The following is a 17,618-nucleotide window of genomic DNA, read 5'->3' as shown; positions in this document are numbered from 1 at the left end:
AAGAAAATATCTTTATTATACATTCATTTATGCACTTTTTCAGCGTTTAATATACAAGCCATTCTTCCTTACATACAGCTTGTTTTCCTTTTATCTTTTCTATGTCTTCATGAATATTAGCTAGTTTATATAAATCTGGGAAAATCTCTTCCACATAATGTTGGTGCGCTATTTCATCTTTCCAATACGTTAACACTATGTAACGATTTTCATTTTTTAAAGACTTCCCAACTACTCCACCTAGCATTCCTTTTGCTTTTTCCATTCCTTTATTCCAAATTATTTCTTGCTTATGTAAAAAATGCTTTTCCTTTTCCAACTTTACATCACATATAGCAACTCTTACGAATGCTCCCTCTATTACAACGTCTTTCAAATGCATATCAGTTATATCATACAACGTTTGAAATAATTCAATTTCACATGAAAGAAGCGTATCCTCTTGATTACTATTTAAATAAATTGTATCGTGAGCACCATTCATAAAGGATTGATATGTACTTCTATCTTCCCATAAAGTAAATACACATGCCTCATCTTCATTCCATCCACCAAATTGTCCATGAAAACCATCTAGGTGCTGTATATCACGCCATTTTTCTTGCGCACTGGAAAACAATTCTTTTTTCTCTTCTTCCACCTTACAGTAGATTGTTTTTAGTAACATTTTTAATTCCCCCTTATGATCCGATCCATTTCCCACTCGCCATACTTTCTATTTTTCCATATACACAAACGTTAATTTTTTTGTTATCAACTCCATTACTTACTCGAAATTTGATGCCCTCCGTAAATGTTGTAAGTTGATTACCGGAATACTTACCGGGTAAAAATACATCTAAAATATAAAAATTAAAATCTCTTGCTTTGCTTTCTTATCCTGCTTATAGTTTACATAACATAATTATATATTACTGATTGTCTATATCATTCAATAAAACATCCTATTTTTTATACTTGGTAAACTATCCACTCATTTTCATAAGAAATACTATTTTATTCTATACGCATAATAATTTTAATTCAAACAATTCAGAATTAAAAACCAAAAAAGATAGGAAGTAAACAATCCTACAATATCATCTACTCCCTATCTCTTTGATCATCAATTATTTTTCAAATATAGAATACGTAATTTCTCCTGGATAATGTAATACAGTTACCTTCCGCTCTCCTTTTTTAAAACTAACAGTATGCCCGTTTTCCCCTAAGTTCTCCCATCCACTTGCCTTTGTAATAGGCATTACACTTATATATTTATAATCCTCTTCCTTATCATCGTTAATATGAATTGCTGACATTGGTACTGGAAAACCTTTAATTTTAGATTCTTTATTCATAAATATGAATGCAATTAAACCGACTAATAACATAGCCATTGAAATATTTGAAACTAGTTTTCTTCTATTCATTTTCACTAAAAACCCTCTTTTCTCACATATTACTTTCATCATTTTACTAACTTTAATTATTTATGTATTGAAAAGATATAATTTAAATCATTTCTAACCAATTTTCTCTACTTTAAACAACATTATTGTTATATATTATAATTATAAGTTTTTAAATTTTGGAGGCGTTACATATTGCAGAAATTACTTTTGACTAAATGGACAGTTATTATTTCTATTTTCATCATTTTCGGTACGATTTTCTATGTTACTAATATTAAAAATAACAACGAAAAAGCAACTGTAGAAACAGCGGAGACAAAATCTTTCAAAACTAAATTACAACCTAAAATTAATGAATTGACTACTAATTATAATGAAATCATCGAAAAAGATTGGTTGCCTGTCTGGGAAGAGATTAACACGAATGGGGATTCAGTAGATCGAAATAAACTATTAGTTACAATGAATGCTGTTTCCAAGCAGTATGAAACAATTATGGACGAAATAGACACACTTAAAATTGAAGAAAACATAACAGATATAGATATACAAAAACAACTAATTCAATTCACAACCCAGTTTAAATCCGCATCAAACTTCATGAAAAATGCAGCAAATTTTATTATAGACGGAGCAAATAACTCTACTCCAACCAATGAAACTATTGAAAAAACAAAACATGCTTTAGGACTTGCAGATCAACATATTGTCATCGCTTTATCTACTTTAAATGAAGTTGAAGATAAATTAGGACTTGCAAAAAAATAAAACTATTTACTATTTTAAAATAAAAAATGATTGCAATTCACAATTTGTCTGTCTATAATGTTTTTATTGATTTACAATCAATGTGTTTATAAATTTTATAATTCGGATGAACCATTCAGGAGAAGGTCTATTGATCTACCGACGGGGCAAAAAGTTGTTATACCAACTTTGAAACTCTCAGGTCTTGGTTACAAGTAGAACTGCATGGGGACGAATCTCTGGAGAGACTCCCTCTCGCTTTCATAGGGCGCGGAGGAAAACGAGCACCGAAGGAGCAAATCCGCTACTTTAGCGGATAATCTCTCAGGTAAAAGGACAGAGACAAGCGAAAGAAAATGCCGATTTGTATCGGTTTATTTTTCTATCCCTTGTTTCTCCAGAGACCATTTCATTTACTTGAAGTGGTTTTTATTTTTTTCTAAAAAAGGAGAATACAGATGGAGACAGTAAGTAAAGTGTTAGAACAAATCAATCACTATGTGTGGGGACTACCAACGTTGTTGTTACTCGTTGGAACTGGTGTCATTCTCACAGTGCGTTTAAAAGGTTTACAGTTTAGTAAACTATTATACGCTCACAAACTACCATTTAAAAAATCAGAAGATACCTCTTCTTCTGGAGATATTAGTCACTTCCAAGCACTTATGACAGCTATGGCCGCAACGATTGGTATGGGAAATATCGCTGGTGTTGCAACAGCTGTGACAATCGGTGGTCCCGGTGCAATCTTTTGGATGTGGATTACTGCTTTGTTCGGGATGGCAACAAAGTATGCCGAAGCAATTCTTGCGGTGAAATACCGTGTTAGTAATGAAAATGGCGAATATTCGGGTGGACCAATGTACTATTTAGAACGTGGTTTAGGAAAGAAATGGCTTGCTGTTTTATTCGCCATATTCGGTACAACTGCTTCTTTCGGTATCGGTAATATGGTGCAATCTAACTCAGTTGCAGAGGCAATGCGAATTAATTTCTCTTTCCCCCCTGCTCTAACTGGTATATTAATGTCGTTTTTAATCGCTATTGTTATTTTAGGCGGAGTTAAAAAAATCGGGAAAGTGACAGGATATATCGTTCCTATTAAAGCTTTCTTTTATATCATTGCTGGCCTTATTATTATTTTCTATCACTACGATCAAATTCCAGAAGCATTTTCACTTATTTTTTCTGGTGCATTTACTGGTACTGCAGCTGCTGGTGGTTTTATCGGAGCAACAGTTGCATCAGCTATTCAAATCGGAATGGCGCGCGGTGTATTTGCGAACGAGGCTGGTTTAGGGAGTGCCCCTATTGCCGCGGCGGCTGCAAAAACAGATTCACCTGCAAAGCAAGCATTAGTTTCTATGACCGGTACTTTTCTAGATACGTTTATTGTATGTACAATTACAGGACTTGTATTAATTACAACAGGTGCATGGAAATCAGGTAAAACTGGCGTTGAAGCTACAACACTTGCATTCCAATCTGTATTCGGTACTGCTGGTAGTATGATTCTCGGTATCGCAATTATTTTATTTGCCTACTCTACTATTTTAGGCTGGTCGTATTATGGAGAAAAATGTGTAGCTTATTTATTCGGAGAAAGTGCTGTTAAATATTATAAAGCAATCTTTATCATCATGATTGCTATTGGTGCGAATTTAAAATTAGGCATCGTATGGACATTTGCGGATATTGCAAATGGACTTATGGCAATTCCAAACTTAATTGGTCTAATTGGATTAAGTAGTATTGTTGTCGCTGAAACGAATCGCTTTTTACAAGCAGAGAAATTAAAAGAAAATCATAAAAAACAGGCAAGTTAATCAATAATAAAGGAATGACTCATACATAATGAGCATTCCTTTTTTCATCCCCTCTTTTACTTAATTACTATCATTAAAAATATATTTATATCAATGTTTACTCCTTTTTATTCCTCCAAAAGTTTTTCACATAAATGTCATAAATCGTATGGTCTAACTATATAGTTGAAAAGGAATGCGACATTAAAGAGTCGCTGAAAAACTCATCCAAGAAAAGGGAGGAAAAATCTTTTGAAAAACAAAATCATTGTTTTCCTATCTGTTTTATCGTTTATTATTGGTGGTTTCTTCTTTAACACAAATACTTCAAGCGCTGAAACATCATCTACTGATTACGTTCCTAACCAATTAATCGTTAAGTTCAAGCAAAATGCATCTTTAAGTAATGTGCAATCTTTTCATAAATCTGTCGGAGCTAATGTCTTATCTAAAGATGATAAGTTAGGTTTTGAAGTCGTTCAATTTTCAAAAGGTACTGTAAAAGAAAAAATAAAGAGTTATAAAAATAATCCAGATGTAGAATATGCAGAACCGAATTATTACGTTCACGCCTTTTGGACTCCAAACGACCCATATTTTAAAAATCAATATGGACTGCAAAAAATTCAAGCTCCACAAGCTTGGGATAGCCAACGAAGTGATCCTGGTGTAAAAGTAGCTATTATTGATACAGGAGTTCAAGGCTCACACCCTGATTTGGCTTCGAAAGTTATTTACGGGCATGATTATGTTGATAACGACAATACATCTGATGATGGTAATGGTCATGGTACACATTGTGCTGGAATTACTGGAGCACTTACAAATAACAGTGTCGGAATTGCTGGTGTTGCCCCACAAACTTCAATTTATGCCGTCCGCGTATTAGATAATCAAGGAAGTGGTACTCTTGATGCTGTAGCGCAAGGTATTCGAGAAGCTGCTGATTCGGGTGCAAAAGTAATTAGTTTGAGTTTAGGAGCTTCAAATGGTGGTACTGCATTACAACAAGCCGTTCAATATGCATGGAATAAAGGCTCTGTTATAGTTGCAGCTGCTGGAAATGCTGGAAATACAAAAGCTAATTACCCTGCTTATTACAGCGAAGTGATTGCAGTTGCTTCTACAGATCAATCAGATAAGAAATCTTCATTTTCTACTTATGGTAGCTGGGTAGATGTTGCAGCACCAGGTTCAAATATATACTCCACTTATAAAGGAAGCTCGTATCAATCATTAAGTGGTACTTCTATGGCAACACCTCATGTTGCAGGAGTCGCTGCTCTTTTAGCAAATCAAGGATATAGCAATACACAAATTCGCCAAATTATTGAGTCAACTTCTGATAAAATTAGCGGTACAGGTACGTACTGGAAAAATGGTAGAGTCAATGCATATAAGGCTGTACAATACGCTAAGCAATTACAAGAAAATAAAGCTTCTTAAGAAATAAAGTAAAACTTTAATTAGTCGATCTACCATGAATGCGGAATAAAGTGAAACTTTAATCAGTGGGGGTTTTACGGACAGTTCATCCCCCACCTAACTTCTTTGCTTCCGCTGAATTTTGAGGTGGGGGTCTTACTTCCCGGCAAATAGCGGGGTAAAATAGAAGGAGAGACTTCTATAATTAAAGCCTCTCCTTCTTACAAACTATATTACTCTCCCTGCTTTTTAACCATATGTAAATACAATACAAAATCCATCATTGTCGACGAATGACCAAGTTGACGAATCATCGCTGTTATATTTCCTCTATGATATGTACCATGATTTACGACATGTTGTACTAACTCTAAAATTGAAGTTTCTAATGCCCCTGCATATGGGTTCTCAATAGCAAATACAACATTCACGTCTTGTATTGTAATTAAAAAGTCTTTATATTGATTGGCCATGTTTTCAAACATTTTTTCTAATTCATGTAACGATTTAGTTTCAATTTGTTTTCGTAAATCTTCTCGGTCTTGTATTGCTTCATTCATACTTTTACCATGCAATATGCGTAACCACACTTGATCTGTAATATAAATATGCACAAAAGTATCCTTAATGGATGGGAATACACTCTGTATCTGCTCATTAAAAATTGTCTCATAGTTTGGTAACTCTTTTAATCGATTGAATAATCTAGTATTAGCCCAAGCATGGTAATCACACTGTTTTAATATATAATCTTTCAATTTATATAACCTCCTTATTGTATGAAACGAATGGTTTGTTTCTTCATTTCCGATTCTCTATCAGCCTTTGCAATCCCTTTTCCTTTCATTTCATGTTTATTTATCGTTTTATATTTTACATACGTATGAAATTCCGTTTGAAATGGAAATGGTGTAATCCGAATTGTTTCCTCGTCCACCCATTCAGCTTGAATAAGTTTCTCCTCCTTACTATTAAACATTTCTGTTCCTTCAAAACCATCTTTAAATAAATCAATTTCATCTTTCTTTTTTACACCAGGCTTATTTATACATACGTATAAAGAAAGTTCATCACAAAACTTTAATAATCTATAATGTTTATCAAACATCGCAAACTGTTCCTTTGTTAACGTTTTCAAAATTCTTTTTTGTCGTTCTAATTCATGTTTATAAAATGACATCATCTCTTCATCTTCCTCGTTTAGTGGAAATGATAAAAAATGTTTACTGCAAAGCAATGCCCCGTATGGATTAGAATTTTCAATTTCATTCAAACCAATCGTATAAAAAACAAAACGTAATGGGCTTGGACAATCCATAAATGTATATGGAATATTTTTAGCATCATTCAAAATTGGTACTTTATCAAGCTCTATCCATCCTCTGTCATGCTCATATATTGCATCAACTGTTTCTTTTAAATATGTTTTACCTTCAAATAAGTCCTCTTTTATATGCTTTGCAATCTCTCCAGCTAAAAAACCATGATCATGTTGACGAATTAATATACTTTCCTTCTCATTTTTTTCACGAAAAATCATTCGTATACTCCCCCTCATCCTCATACTTAAGCTTTTTATATGCATCGATTCTTAATTAATCCCTAAATAATAGAAGGGATTCAGTCTCTTGCAACGAAATTAACATAATTATATAGTATTCTTTCTAATCATAGTGATAGCTTTATCTTTACTATCTATTATACTAAAACATTCATTCCAAAAATTTTTTTATGAGGTGAAAACATGAACAAAACAGAATTAATTAAAAACGTAGCACAATCAGCTGATATTTCTCAAAAGGACGCTTCTGCAGCTGTACAATCCGTATTTGACACAATTGCTAATGCATTACAATCTGGCGATAAAGTTCAATTAATCGGATTTGGAACTTTTGAAGTACGCGAAAGATCTGCTCGTACAGGACGTAATCCGCAAACTGGCGAAGAAATTCAAATCGCAGCTGGTAAAGTTCCTGCATTTAAAGCAGGTAAAGAATTAAAAGAAGCTGTTAAATAAACAAGAAACCAGCCATTTTATAGGCTGGTTTCTTGTTTTTATTTAAGTAATTGCTTTATATTCTCTGCATGGTACACTTCACAAATATAAAATACACATTTGCAGTTACTTACAATTTGATACTTTCTAGTTGGATACACATTCGCTGTAACAGAACATCCATCAAACAATTCGATAATATTTCCAGATGGCTGATATCCTTCATATAATACGTTTCTTCTTACTTCCATCTTTTCTATAAGCTTTTCAACAGGAATATTTCCACTCTCTAATTCACTCTTTATTGCGTCCGGTAAAAACGAAGTGTCTGCAAAAATTAGATTTTCAGATAAAACCTTACCTTTATAACTAACATTAGATACACGGTAAAGAAATGTTCCATCTTTATCAAAGAAATTCTTTGCTTCTTTCGGAATGTACTGCCTACCAAGTGCCTCTTGTTCAAGAACATCAAACTGAACTGTATCATTTAAAAGCTTTTCTAAAGCGTGAATGGATGATGTATCTCCAGAAAATAAAATATTTTTAATTGCTTGTACATTATAAGTGAATTCATTCTTTCTATTTTCCGCCACTAACATGAGGAACACCTCTTCTATAATTTTTTTATTTAAGATTTAAAAGTGCTACCGCGTCTAATTGCGTAATTTCAGTCACTTCCTTACTGAATATTGCAACAGAAGCCATATAATCTAAACTAGGCCTTACATCTTCCATCATTGTATTATCTGCCAACTCTTGCTTATCCTTAAAAACTAACAATCTTGGAGGATTATTTGGAGCTGATACTGTAATATGTACTGGTGGAATCAATAGTCCTTCGCCTGTCGCTTTCAGCACCGCTTCTTTTCGAGTCCAATATGTTAAAAAACCTTCTATTTTCTGTTCATTTGGTAGTTTCATAACTTGCGCTATTTCAATGTCTGTTAATACACCTTCTGCCATTTTCATAACATCTACATTTGGATTCATTTGTTCTACATCTATGCCAACAGGTGCAGATTTTGTAAATGCAACGACAACCCACTCACCTGAATGCGAAACAGATAATTGCGGCATACCTTCTGGTAATTGTGGTCTACCATGTTGCAATTTACATACTGAACACATTCGATCAATTGGTACTTGGACTGGTGACATAGAAAGTATCTTGCCGAGAACTAATCTACTAATTACGCAACCTATTATAAAACGAGCTCGATCTGCCGAATGATGATACGAATTTGCTTTCTCTCGCTCTATATTATTTAGTAAATTGTAATGCCATGATTGTAAATCCGAAATTCTTGCCCACCATATTTGACAATCATTCTCATTCAAAGTTGGAATAGAATCTACAACTTTACTTTCTATCATGTAAACTCTCCTTTATGCAACGAATATCAATTTTCATAAAAAACCATACGTATATTGTTATTCATTGACAAGTACTTTCTCTTTTTCTGATACTGATAATGTTTTTTCTTTCTTCTTTGACATTACCTCTTTATCGGAAATACGTAAAGAAAATAGTAGTGCTATGAGCAAAAATATTGCTGATCCAATTAATGCTGCTTGATATGGTAAAAAATCGGATTGAACGTTATTACTTCCAAAACCAGCTAGTATACTAGCTAAAACAGCTACTCCTATTGCTGAACCTAATCGATTTTGCACATTGAATATAGTAGTCGCTCTCCCCATAGAAGGCGGCGTGATATTGTTAAAGGCAGAAAATTGAACCGCACCGACAGATTGACCTAAGAAAATACCGATGCCAAACAATAATGCCCGGATTTGCCACGGATTCGTATCGTGATTTACAAAACTTAATAAAATAAAGATAACCGCGGTACAAATTAATCCAATAGAAATTACCTTTCGGGCTCCTAATTTCTTATATGACCATGGCACAATTTGTGAAGAAATCATTAATCCAATCGCCTCTGGAAATGTCGTAAGTCCTGATTCCAGCGCGGAAACTCCTATCACATTTTGATACATAAGTGGAAAAACAAATAACATTCCTAATAAACCAGCTGATGAAAATAATGATATAATGCTCATCTTTCTAAATACTGGTTCTTTTAATAAGCGTAAATCTAACATCGGTTGCTTTACTTTCAGTTCTACGATTATAAACAACGCAATGAATACAAGCCCAGCTACCCAGGTACTCATAATTTCTGGAGAAATCCACCCTTTTGATGGTCCCTGGCTGAGTGCATATATGAGCATCGCAAATCCTGGTGCTGATAAAATAAAACCGAGAGAATCAAAGCGACCAGCTAATTTTTCAACATGCTCTGCTAAAAATAGAAGTCCAAATAGCAATGCAACGATTCCAAACGGTACATTAATATAAAATGCCCAACGCCAAGACATTTGATCTACAAAGAAACCACCGATGATAGGCCCAACTGCTGGCGCTACAGCAATTGGAAGTACAATGAACCGGGAAATCTTCGGTCTTTCCTTTGGTGAAAATGTTCGAAATAACATCGCCATTCCGACCGGTGTTAAAAGCCCTCCACCAGCACCTTGAATGATACGAAAAATATTCAATGAAGTAATATCGTTAGCCATTCCGCATAAAGCAGAAGCGATTGTAAATACGAAAAGAGCAATTAAAAATACTCTTTTCGTCCCAAAACGATCTCCTAACCAACCAGAAATCGGAAGGAAAACAGCTAAACTAACTAAATACCCAACATTAACCGTCCCCATTGCAGATGCAGGTACTTGTAGTTCTCTACTTATCGTTTGCAGTGCTACATTTACAATCGTTGCGTCCATCGCAGCCATAAACATCGCAGTTATATACACGATACTTACAACTACTTTTGGATTTAGTTTTGCTTTCATTATCGTTTTCCTGCTAATGTTTTTTCGCGAACCTGATTACTTTTTGGATTCAAATCTTTCCAGTTATATTCAACATATTCTAAGCAGCTCTGCCTACTAGCTTCTTCATATACGACATTCCAGCCAATAGGTACATCGAGAAAAGCAGGCCAGAGAGAATACTGGCCCTCCTCATTTATTAATACTTTATATGTGTAATTATCATTTTCAAATGGATTCGTCATACTCTACTTACCCCTTTCTTATTCTGCAAATATTTCGCTAATACTTGTCCAATTTCCGTGAGTGGACCTGGCTGACATAGATCTTTATGTCTACAATCAATATCGTGCTGCACAATTTGCCCGTCTAAATAATTTAGCCACGTATTTGGAGAAATAGGATCAAACCAATCTGGTATAACAGTAGATCTAAAGAATAAGATATCTCCGTTATAAACTTTCGGTACATATTTCCCTAACAACCCTACTGAATTTACATATGTTTCTTTCAAATTCAATATAGTCTCTTCTTCAAGACTTGCTAATGCACTTCCATCTTTACGAAGGATTTCAACTGCACTTTCCATTGTAAGTGGTTTACCATCCATGTTATCTGGGTCATATCCGCCTAAAGCAAGTAATGCTATTAACGCTTCCTCTTCAGTAGGCGCTTCCGTATTCGGTAAGAAGTGTCCAGGATAAGAATCAAGCATAACGAGTAATTCTACTTCTTCCCCTTCATTTTGTAGTTGCGCCGCCATTGCATGCACAACATTTCCTCCAAGCGACCAGCCTAGTAAACGATATGGTCCATGAGGCTGTACTTCACGAACGTGTTTCAAGTAATCCGCCGCCATCTCCTCTAAAGTTTTTGGAAGTTCTTCATTTTTAGCAATACCACGTGCTTGTACACCATAGATTGGATAATCTGTTCCTAAAGATTTCATAAGTCCTGCATAGCACCAACTTAATCCACCTGCTGGATGTACACAAAATAGTGGTAATTGATCCCCGCTTGCTCGTAATGGAAGCAACACATCAAGTGCACTTTGACCATTCCCCATCTCAAGTCTTTCAGCTAACCCTGCAACAGTCGGTGCTGCAAATAAAGTGCCAATGTTTAGTTCCACTCCAAGCGCCTCTTTAATGCGGCTCATAAGCTGTACTGCAAGGAGTGAATGCCCACCAAGATCAAAAAATCCGTCATCAATTCCAATTTGAGGTACACTTAGCACTTCTGTAAACAAGTCACATAACATTTCTTCTTGCGGTGTTCTTGGACCACGACTAGAAGATGATGCGATAAATTCTGGAGCTGGCAATGCCTTTCTATCTAATTTACCGTTTGGAGTTAAAGGTAACTCATTTACTACTACAAAAGCGTATGGAACCATATAATCTGGTAAACTACCACTAGCAAACTGACGCATTTCATTCGTATCAATCTCTTCATCATTTGATGCGACGATATAAGAAACTAACCGTTTATCCCCTGGTTGATCTTCCCGTACAATAACGGCTACTTGCTCAACTTTAGGGTGCTTCATTATGACTGCTTCTATTTCTCCTAATTCAATTCGGAATCCACGAATTTTTATTTGATGATCTGCACGTCCTATATAATCTAGCGTCCCATCTTTACGCCAGCGAGCTAAGTCTCCTGTACGATACATTCTTATACCTGGCTTGCCAAATGGATCTGCGATAAAGCGTTCAGCCGTTAATCCTGCTCTTCCTAAATATCCACGCGCAAGCCCTGCACCTGCAACATACATTTCTCCAACTACTCCAGGTGGCACTGGTTGTAAATAGTTGTCTAACACATACACTTTAAGGTCAGGTATACTGCACCCAATTAAACTATTTGCTCGTAAAGAGACGATAGTTTCATCTAATTCAATATAACTAACATGCACTGTCGTCTCCGTAATACCGTACATATTAATAAGCTTTGGTGCATTATGAGGATGTCGACTATACCAATCTTCTAAGCGACTTAGCTCAAGTGCTTCTCCTCCAAAAACAACATATCGTAAAGATAATTTTTGGCCAATCTCTTCATTTTCACGATCTGCTTGCATCAATTGATAGAACGCTGATGGAGTTTGATTTAAAACCGTAACCTTTTCTTTAACAAGAAGCTGTAAAAATTCTTTCGGCGAGCGACTTACAGTATGTGGCACTACAACTAAACGCCCTCCGTATAATAAAGGTCCCCAAATTTCCCAAACCGAGAAATCAAAAGCGTATGAATGGAACATCGTCCAAACATCGTTTCCGTCAAACTGGAACCAATGATCAGTTGCCCCTAAAAGTCTTACTACATTTTGATGAGGTATCATAACGCCTTTCGGTCTACCCGTTGAGCCTGATGTATAAATAACGTAAGCAATATGTGATGGAGATAATGGCTTAATTCGTTCCACTTCATCAATATTGTCTTCACTATATTTCTCAACTTCTGCTATTACTTTCACATCATCAACTAAAACTTTTAGTGCCTCGTCACATTCAATTTCCACTTCTGAATTCGTTAAAACACATGATGGTTTCGCATCGTGTAGCATAAATGAAATACGATCTGCTGGGTAATCTGGATCTAACGGAAGGTATCCAGCACCAGCTTTAAGAACAGCTAATAAGCTTACCACCATGTTTAATGATCTTGGCATCGCTAAAGCAACGAGTTGATCAGGACCAATCCCTTTTGCTATTAGGAATCGAGCTATTTTATTTGCTTTTCTATTTAACTCTTCATAAGTTAATTTCTTATCTTCAAAGACAACAGCAATAGAATTTGGATTTATATGAGACTGTTTTTCAAATAATTGTGGCAATGTCATTTCTGGTGCAATTTGAAAACCACCATTCCACTTTTCTAATACTGTATTTTTCTCTGCTAAAGTTAATATTTCTAATCTTCCAATGGATTGATCCGGATTTGTCGCCGCATCATCTAATAACAAAATGAATCGTTCTATTAGTTTTTGAACCGTTTCACGTTTATATAAATCGGTACTAAACTCTAGTAATCCATGTAAACCGTTCGGAGTACCATCAACCCCGTTACTCTCACTAATTTCAAATGTTAAATCAAATTTTGCAGAACCGACGCTTTGAATTTCAAGGCTCGCTTCTAAATCTGGTACATTAAACGTTGCTTCTGGTGTATTTTGAAAAGCTAACATAACTTGAAACAACGGGTGGCTGTTTCGAGTACGTACTGGATTTAACACTTCAACAAGCCTTTCAAATGGAACATCTTGATTTTCATAAGCTGTAAGATTTACCTGCTTCACTCTATTTAATAATTCTTTAAAACTTGGATCTCCTGAAGTATTTGTACGTAACACTAATGTATTTACAAATAAACCAACAATATCTGAAAGTACATCATCATTTCTTCCAGCAATCGGACTTCCAATTGGTATATCAGTGCCTGCACCTAATCTTGTAAATAGTGCACTAAGCCCTGCTTGTAACACCATAAACAAACTAACTCCATTTTTACGTGCAAGCTCTACTAACCTACTATGCATACCTTCATCTATATGAAAATGAATTGTTTCCCCGCGGTAACTCGTCTCAATTGGACGCTGGAAATCTGTAGGTAACTCCATTTGATCTGGTAAACCTTTAAGTTCTTCTTTCCAAAAATCTAATTGTGTTGAAATAAGACTCTCTGGTGTCGTTTCATCACCTAGCAATTGCTGTTGCCAAAGTGCATAATCTGCGTATTGAACTGGAAGTGTCTCCAGCTGAACTCTGTCACCTTGACATCGTGCCTTATACGCCGCTGTAAAATCTCTCGTTAACGGCTGTAATGACCAGCCATCACCTACAATATGATGTAATAGAATTAATAATACATGTTCGTTTTCACTCACTGTAAAAAGTTGCAAACGAACTGCCGGCTCAATATCGAGGTTAAAACTATATCTTACCGCCTCTGAAAGTACACTTTCTAATTCATCTTTACATGTTTTTGTTATAATCATTTCTAGATTTAAGTTTTCCATATCTAAAATTTTCTGATAGGAACTACCTAATACGTTAGGGAAAATTGTTCTAAGTGTTTCATGTTTCTCAACTACATCATAAAAAGCACCTTGTAATGCTTCCTCATTCAATATTCCATTCATGCGAATGACTAGCGGAATATTATAAGTAGGACTTGGACCTTCTAAACAATTTAAGAACCATAACCTGCGCTGTGCAAATGAAAGTGGAACTTCATTTGGCCTACTTGCTTTCTGAATAGCTGGTCTTGCACTTTTTGCATGGTTTAATTGTTTCGCCAGTTCGGCAACAGTTGGTGATTCAAATAGTTTCCCGATACCTAATTCCATACTTAACGTTTCACGAATTCTTGCCATTAAACGAGATGCAAGAAGGGAATGTCCACCCATTTCAAAGAAATTATCATCAATACTAATTCGAGAAACACCAAGTACTTCTGCAAATAAATCACATAATATTTCTTCTTTCGGATTTCTAGCAACCCTCTCATTGTTCATTCCATTAAAATCAGGCGCAGGTAATTTCTTTCTGTCAACCTTACCATTTGGCGTTAATGGTAATTCTCCTAGCACAACAAATGCCGATGGTATCATATAATTCGCTAAACTTTCTGAAACATAAGAACGAATTTCTGAAAGATTAATCGGTTCCTTTTCTTCTGCAATGATATATGCAATGATGCGTTTATCATTTGGGCGATCTTCTCGTACCATTACTACCGCTTGTTGAATATTTTCATGTCGTTGTAATACCGTTTCAATTTCAGCTAATTCAATTCGGAATCCACGAATTTTAATTTGATGATCTGCGCGACTAATGTACTCTAACGCACCATCACTACGCCATTTCACAAGATCTCCTGTACGGTACATGCGCTTCCCTGATTCTCCATAAGGATTTGCAACAAACCGTTCAGCTGTTAACTCAGGTTTTCCTAAATATCCGCTTGCAAGTCCTTCCCCTGCAATATATAATTCACCAATAACTCCAGATGGAACTGGTTGTAACCCTGCATCCAATACATACACTTCTGTATTGGAAATTGGCTTTCCAATAGGAGGTATACCCTTTTCACTTTCATCAATGTTCATGAAAGTAGACCAAATCGTCGTTTCAGTTGGTCCATATAAATTAGTTATTGAGCAACCTAATTCTTTTAATTTATTTGCTAAATGCGCTGGAAGAGCTTCACCACCAACAAGTATATTTAGCCCTTGTAGCTTCTCTGGATAATCAGTTACTAACGCCTGCCAAAGCGTCGGTGTAGCCTGCATAATGGTCACTCTTTCTTCTTGTAAAAGTGTCGTTAATGCAGAAGGCTCTTGTATGTCTTCTTTTTGCGCAATTGTTAAACTTGCACCACTAATAAGAGGTAAATAAATTTCTAGAGCAGAAATATCAAACGCAAAAGTTGTAACTGCTAATAAATGATCATTTTCATTTAACGAAAACTTTTGTTGCATAGCCATTAAAAAGTTACTTAAACCTCTCATAGGAACAATTACACCTTTTGGGTTTCCTGTTGAGCCTGAAGTATATATTGTATAGGCTGGGTTTAAAAGTGATACATCATTCTTACATGCTATATTCATACGAGAATATGTATATAACGCTAGTTTTGTTTCTTCGCCATCTAATACAATTTTTTTCATACCATTTTCTATAACTAACTTAGATGAAACAGATGAATGTGTTATGATACAAACTGGTTTTGCATCATCTACTATATAATTAACTCTTTCTGCTGGGTATTCTGGATCTATTGGTAAATATGCTGCACCAGCCTTTAAGACTGCTAGCATACTAACTACCATTTCTATTGATCTAGGGAATACTAAAGCTACAAACTGATTTGGTCGTATTCCTTCTTCTACTAAATAATGTGCTAGTTCATTCGCTCGTTCATTTAGCTCTTTATACGTAAGGTTTATACCGTCACAAGTAATCGCTAGTTTATTTGGATTTTTTTGCACTTGTTTTTCAAATGATATAGGTAGACTGATTAACTCATCATCTTCCTTCGTCTCATTCCATTCCAATAAAACTTTATGATTTTCTTCAGGCAGAGTAATGTTTATTTTTCCAATCGACTCGTTTTTCTCATAATTCTTTATTACTGATTCAAATAGATTCATAAATCTTTCTTTATGCAATGCTAGCTCCGCGCCATTATATACTTCGGGATTCGCATCAAAATGAATCATTAGCTCATTTTGATCAAAACGTTTATATACATTTATTGATAAATCATCTACAGGTCCTGCTGATAAGTTATGCGTAATACCACGATTTCCAGCAAAATTAAGCCCGTAATCAAAAGGCATGACATTCACTAACGGTCCAAACAACCTTTGATTTTCACCTAGTAACTTTAAGTCTCTTCTTAATTCCTCATGACGGTATTTATGATGACGACGTACATCTCGGATTTCTTTAGAAACTTGCTGCAATAATTCCGCAAGAGTTATATTTGGAGTTACAGTGAGACGCAGTGGTACTAAATTCATTACCATACTTGGTGTATGAATAGATACAGAACCTAGACGCCCCATCATCGGTAAACCTAAAACAATATCATTTTCACCTGTTAATTTATGCATATAAATACTTGTTACAGCGACAATGAATTCCGGCCAACTTGTTAACGAAATATTGATATCTTCTAGTAAAGTTTTCGTGCTAGAACTAGATAAATAAGCTGTTTCTCGTGAAAAGCCATTTGATGTTCTCGGTGCTCGTTCTGCCAAACTTACAACTTCTGGTTCATCTGCAAACTTTTCTAACCAAAAAGTACGATCTTCCTGAAATTGTTTAGACTCACGATACTCAATATCTTCTTGTACAACTTTTGTAAGAGAACCAAATGGCTTTTCATTCTTGTTTGTTTCTTCTATAAGTGATGTATACTCATTCGCTACCTTTTGGCTAAGAAGTGAAAAGCCATAGCCATCCATCACAATGTGATGGATGCGCTGATACCAAAAGAAACGATTATTTTCAACTTGAATAAGTGCTTCCGTAAATAAAATATCTTTTTTCAAATCGACGGGCATAGATAAATCATTTTTCATCCATACTTTAGCAGCTTCTTCAGGGTTTTCTTCTTTACGAACGTCAATAAAATGCATATAAAACTGTGATTCTTCAATAACTTGCCATGGGCCAATTTCATCCTCTTCGAAGCGAACATGAAGTGCTTCTGCTTCTATTACAACTTTACGTACAGCTAATTCGAAAATTTCTTGATGAATATTTCCGTTTATTTCTACATATTCCCCAGTATTATAAATTGGGTTAAGCGGATCTAATTGTTGCGCAAACCACATACCAGACTGCGCAGATGATAACGAATGACGAATCTTTTGACTGTTAGGCATTCTTTACT

At 35.2% G+C, this 17,618-nt stretch carries 13 protein-coding genes and 1 riboswitch; of the genes, 4 read left to right on the top strand and 9 right to left on the bottom strand.

Annotated features, from left to right (window positions below; translation table 11 throughout):
- Positions 1-46: 46 nt before the first annotated feature.
- Positions 47-667, bottom strand: a complete 621-nt coding sequence (locus C4S65_RS20900) for a YdbC family protein (RefSeq protein ID WP_061667004.1) — start codon at positions 665-667, stop codon at positions 47-49.
- Positions 668-1,109: 442 nt separating this feature from the next.
- Positions 1,110-1,454, bottom strand: a complete 345-nt coding sequence (locus C4S65_RS20895) for a hypothetical protein (RefSeq protein WP_003306988.1) — start codon at positions 1,452-1,454, stop codon at positions 1,110-1,112.
- A gap of 132 nt (positions 1,455-1,586) precedes the next feature.
- Between C4S65_RS20895 and C4S65_RS20890 the strand changes: the two genes are divergently transcribed.
- The 3 genes from C4S65_RS20890 to C4S65_RS20880 all read left to right on the top strand — a co-directional run bounded on the left by C4S65_RS20890 (position 1,587) and on the right by C4S65_RS20880 (position 5,392).
- A complete protein-coding gene (locus C4S65_RS20890) occupies positions 1,587-2,162 on the top strand; it encodes a hypothetical protein (protein ID WP_001170907.1) in 576 nt (191 codons plus the stop codon).
- A 208-nt stretch (positions 2,163-2,370) separates the two neighbouring features.
- A riboswitch (glycine riboswitch) is annotated at positions 2,371-2,491 on the top strand.
- 108 nt (positions 2,492-2,599) lie between these two features.
- A complete protein-coding gene (locus C4S65_RS20885) occupies positions 2,600-3,967 on the top strand; it encodes a sodium:alanine symporter family protein (protein WP_103945418.1) in 1,368 nt (455 codons plus the stop codon).
- A 231-nt stretch (positions 3,968-4,198) separates the two neighbouring features.
- On the top strand, positions 4,199-5,392 hold the full coding sequence (locus C4S65_RS20880) for a S8 family peptidase (protein ID WP_000790933.1): 1,194 nt from the start codon (positions 4,199-4,201) through the stop codon (positions 5,390-5,392).
- Positions 5,393-5,604: 212 nt separating this feature from the next.
- On the opposite strand, the gene C4S65_RS20875 is transcribed toward C4S65_RS20880, so the two are convergent.
- On the bottom strand, positions 5,605-6,129 hold the full coding sequence (locus C4S65_RS20875) for a DinB family protein (RefSeq protein WP_061667001.1): 525 nt from the start codon (positions 6,127-6,129) through the stop codon (positions 5,605-5,607).
- Positions 6,130-6,143: 14 nt separating this feature from the next.
- The gene (locus C4S65_RS20870; RefSeq protein WP_103945417.1) at positions 6,144-6,911 is read right to left on the bottom strand and encodes a DUF3891 family protein; all 768 of its coding nucleotides are present in this window, start codon (positions 6,909-6,911) and stop codon (positions 6,144-6,146) included.
- Positions 6,912-7,115: 204 nt separating this feature from the next.
- Here C4S65_RS20870 and C4S65_RS20865 point away from each other — a divergent pair, with 204 nt between their 5' ends.
- A complete protein-coding gene (locus tag C4S65_RS20865) occupies positions 7,116-7,388 on the top strand; it encodes an HU family DNA-binding protein (protein WP_001043905.1) in 273 nt (90 codons plus the stop codon).
- A gap of 38 nt (positions 7,389-7,426) precedes the next feature.
- Here the strand turns inward: C4S65_RS20865 and C4S65_RS20860 are convergent, their stop codons facing one another.
- The 5 genes from C4S65_RS20860 to C4S65_RS20840 are packed head-to-tail and all read right to left on the bottom strand — an operon-like array spanning position 7,427 to position 17,610.
- Positions 7,427-7,969 (bottom strand): hypothetical protein, encoded by a 543-nt coding sequence (locus tag C4S65_RS20860; RefSeq protein ID WP_000959126.1) that lies wholly within the window; start codon positions 7,967-7,969, stop codon positions 7,427-7,429.
- A gap of 25 nt (positions 7,970-7,994) precedes the next feature.
- On the bottom strand, positions 7,995-8,744 hold the full coding sequence (sfp, locus tag C4S65_RS20855) for a 4'-phosphopantetheinyl transferase Sfp (protein WP_000573013.1): 750 nt from the start codon (positions 8,742-8,744) through the stop codon (positions 7,995-7,997).
- A 57-nt stretch (positions 8,745-8,801) separates the two neighbouring features.
- A complete protein-coding gene (locus tag C4S65_RS20850) occupies positions 8,802-10,232 on the bottom strand; it encodes an MDR family MFS transporter (RefSeq protein WP_098838373.1) in 1,431 nt (476 codons plus the stop codon).
- The gene (locus tag C4S65_RS20845) at positions 10,232-10,456 is read right to left on the bottom strand and encodes an MbtH family protein (RefSeq protein WP_000184057.1); all 225 of its coding nucleotides are present in this window, start codon (positions 10,454-10,456) and stop codon (positions 10,232-10,234) included. Before C4S65_RS20845 ends, C4S65_RS20850 begins: the two co-directional genes overlap by 1 nt.
- Entirely contained in the window at positions 10,453-17,610 is a 7,158-nt protein-coding gene (locus tag C4S65_RS20840) for a non-ribosomal peptide synthetase (RefSeq protein WP_097960476.1), read from the bottom strand. The genes C4S65_RS20845 and C4S65_RS20840 overlap by 4 nt, the downstream gene beginning before the upstream one ends.
- Between the last annotated feature and the right edge of the window lie 8 nt (positions 17,611-17,618).

This window comes from Bacillus sp. ok061 (assembly GCF_900108285.1).
In the GTDB taxonomy this organism is placed as follows: domain Bacteria; phylum Bacillota; class Bacilli; order Bacillales; family Bacillaceae_G; genus Bacillus_A; species Bacillus_A thuringiensis_S.
The sequence above is the reverse complement of the archived record's forward strand: the minus strand, read 5'-3'. Positions and strand labels throughout refer to the sequence as shown.

What these genes read in the sequence shown, in the direction of transcription:
- C4S65_RS20885 (WP_103945418.1), top strand. Translation starts at nt 2,600, where the DNA reads ATGGAGACAGTAAGTAAAGTGTTAGAACAAATCAATCACTATGTGTGG.
- C4S65_RS20860 (WP_000959126.1), bottom strand. Translation starts at nt 7,969, where the DNA reads ATGTTAGTGGCGGAAAATAGAAAGAATGAATTCACTTATAATGTACAA.
- C4S65_RS20850 (WP_098838373.1), bottom strand. Translation starts at nt 10,232, where the DNA reads ATGAAAGCAAAACTAAATCCAAAAGTAGTTGTAAGTATCGTGTATATA.
- C4S65_RS20865 (WP_001043905.1), top strand. Translation starts at nt 7,116, where the DNA reads ATGAACAAAACAGAATTAATTAAAAACGTAGCACAATCAGCTGATATT.
- C4S65_RS20870 (WP_103945417.1), bottom strand. Translation starts at nt 6,911, where the DNA reads ATGATTTTTCGTGAAAAAAATGAGAAGGAAAGTATATTAATTCGTCAA.
- C4S65_RS20895 (WP_003306988.1), bottom strand. Translation starts at nt 1,454, where the DNA reads ATGATGAAAGTAATATGTGAGAAAAGAGGGTTTTTAGTGAAAATGAAT.
- C4S65_RS20840 (WP_097960476.1), bottom strand. Translation starts at nt 17,610, where the DNA reads ATGCCTAACAGTCAAAAGATTCGTCATTCGTTATCATCTGCGCAGTCT.
- C4S65_RS20900 (WP_061667004.1), bottom strand. Translation starts at nt 667, where the DNA reads ATGTTACTAAAAACAATCTACTGTAAGGTGGAAGAAGAGAAAAAAGAA.
- C4S65_RS20845 (WP_000184057.1), bottom strand. Translation starts at nt 10,456, where the DNA reads ATGACGAATCCATTTGAAAATGATAATTACACATATAAAGTATTAATA.
- sfp (WP_000573013.1), bottom strand. Translation starts at nt 8,744, where the DNA reads ATGATAGAAAGTAAAGTTGTAGATTCTATTCCAACTTTGAATGAGAAT.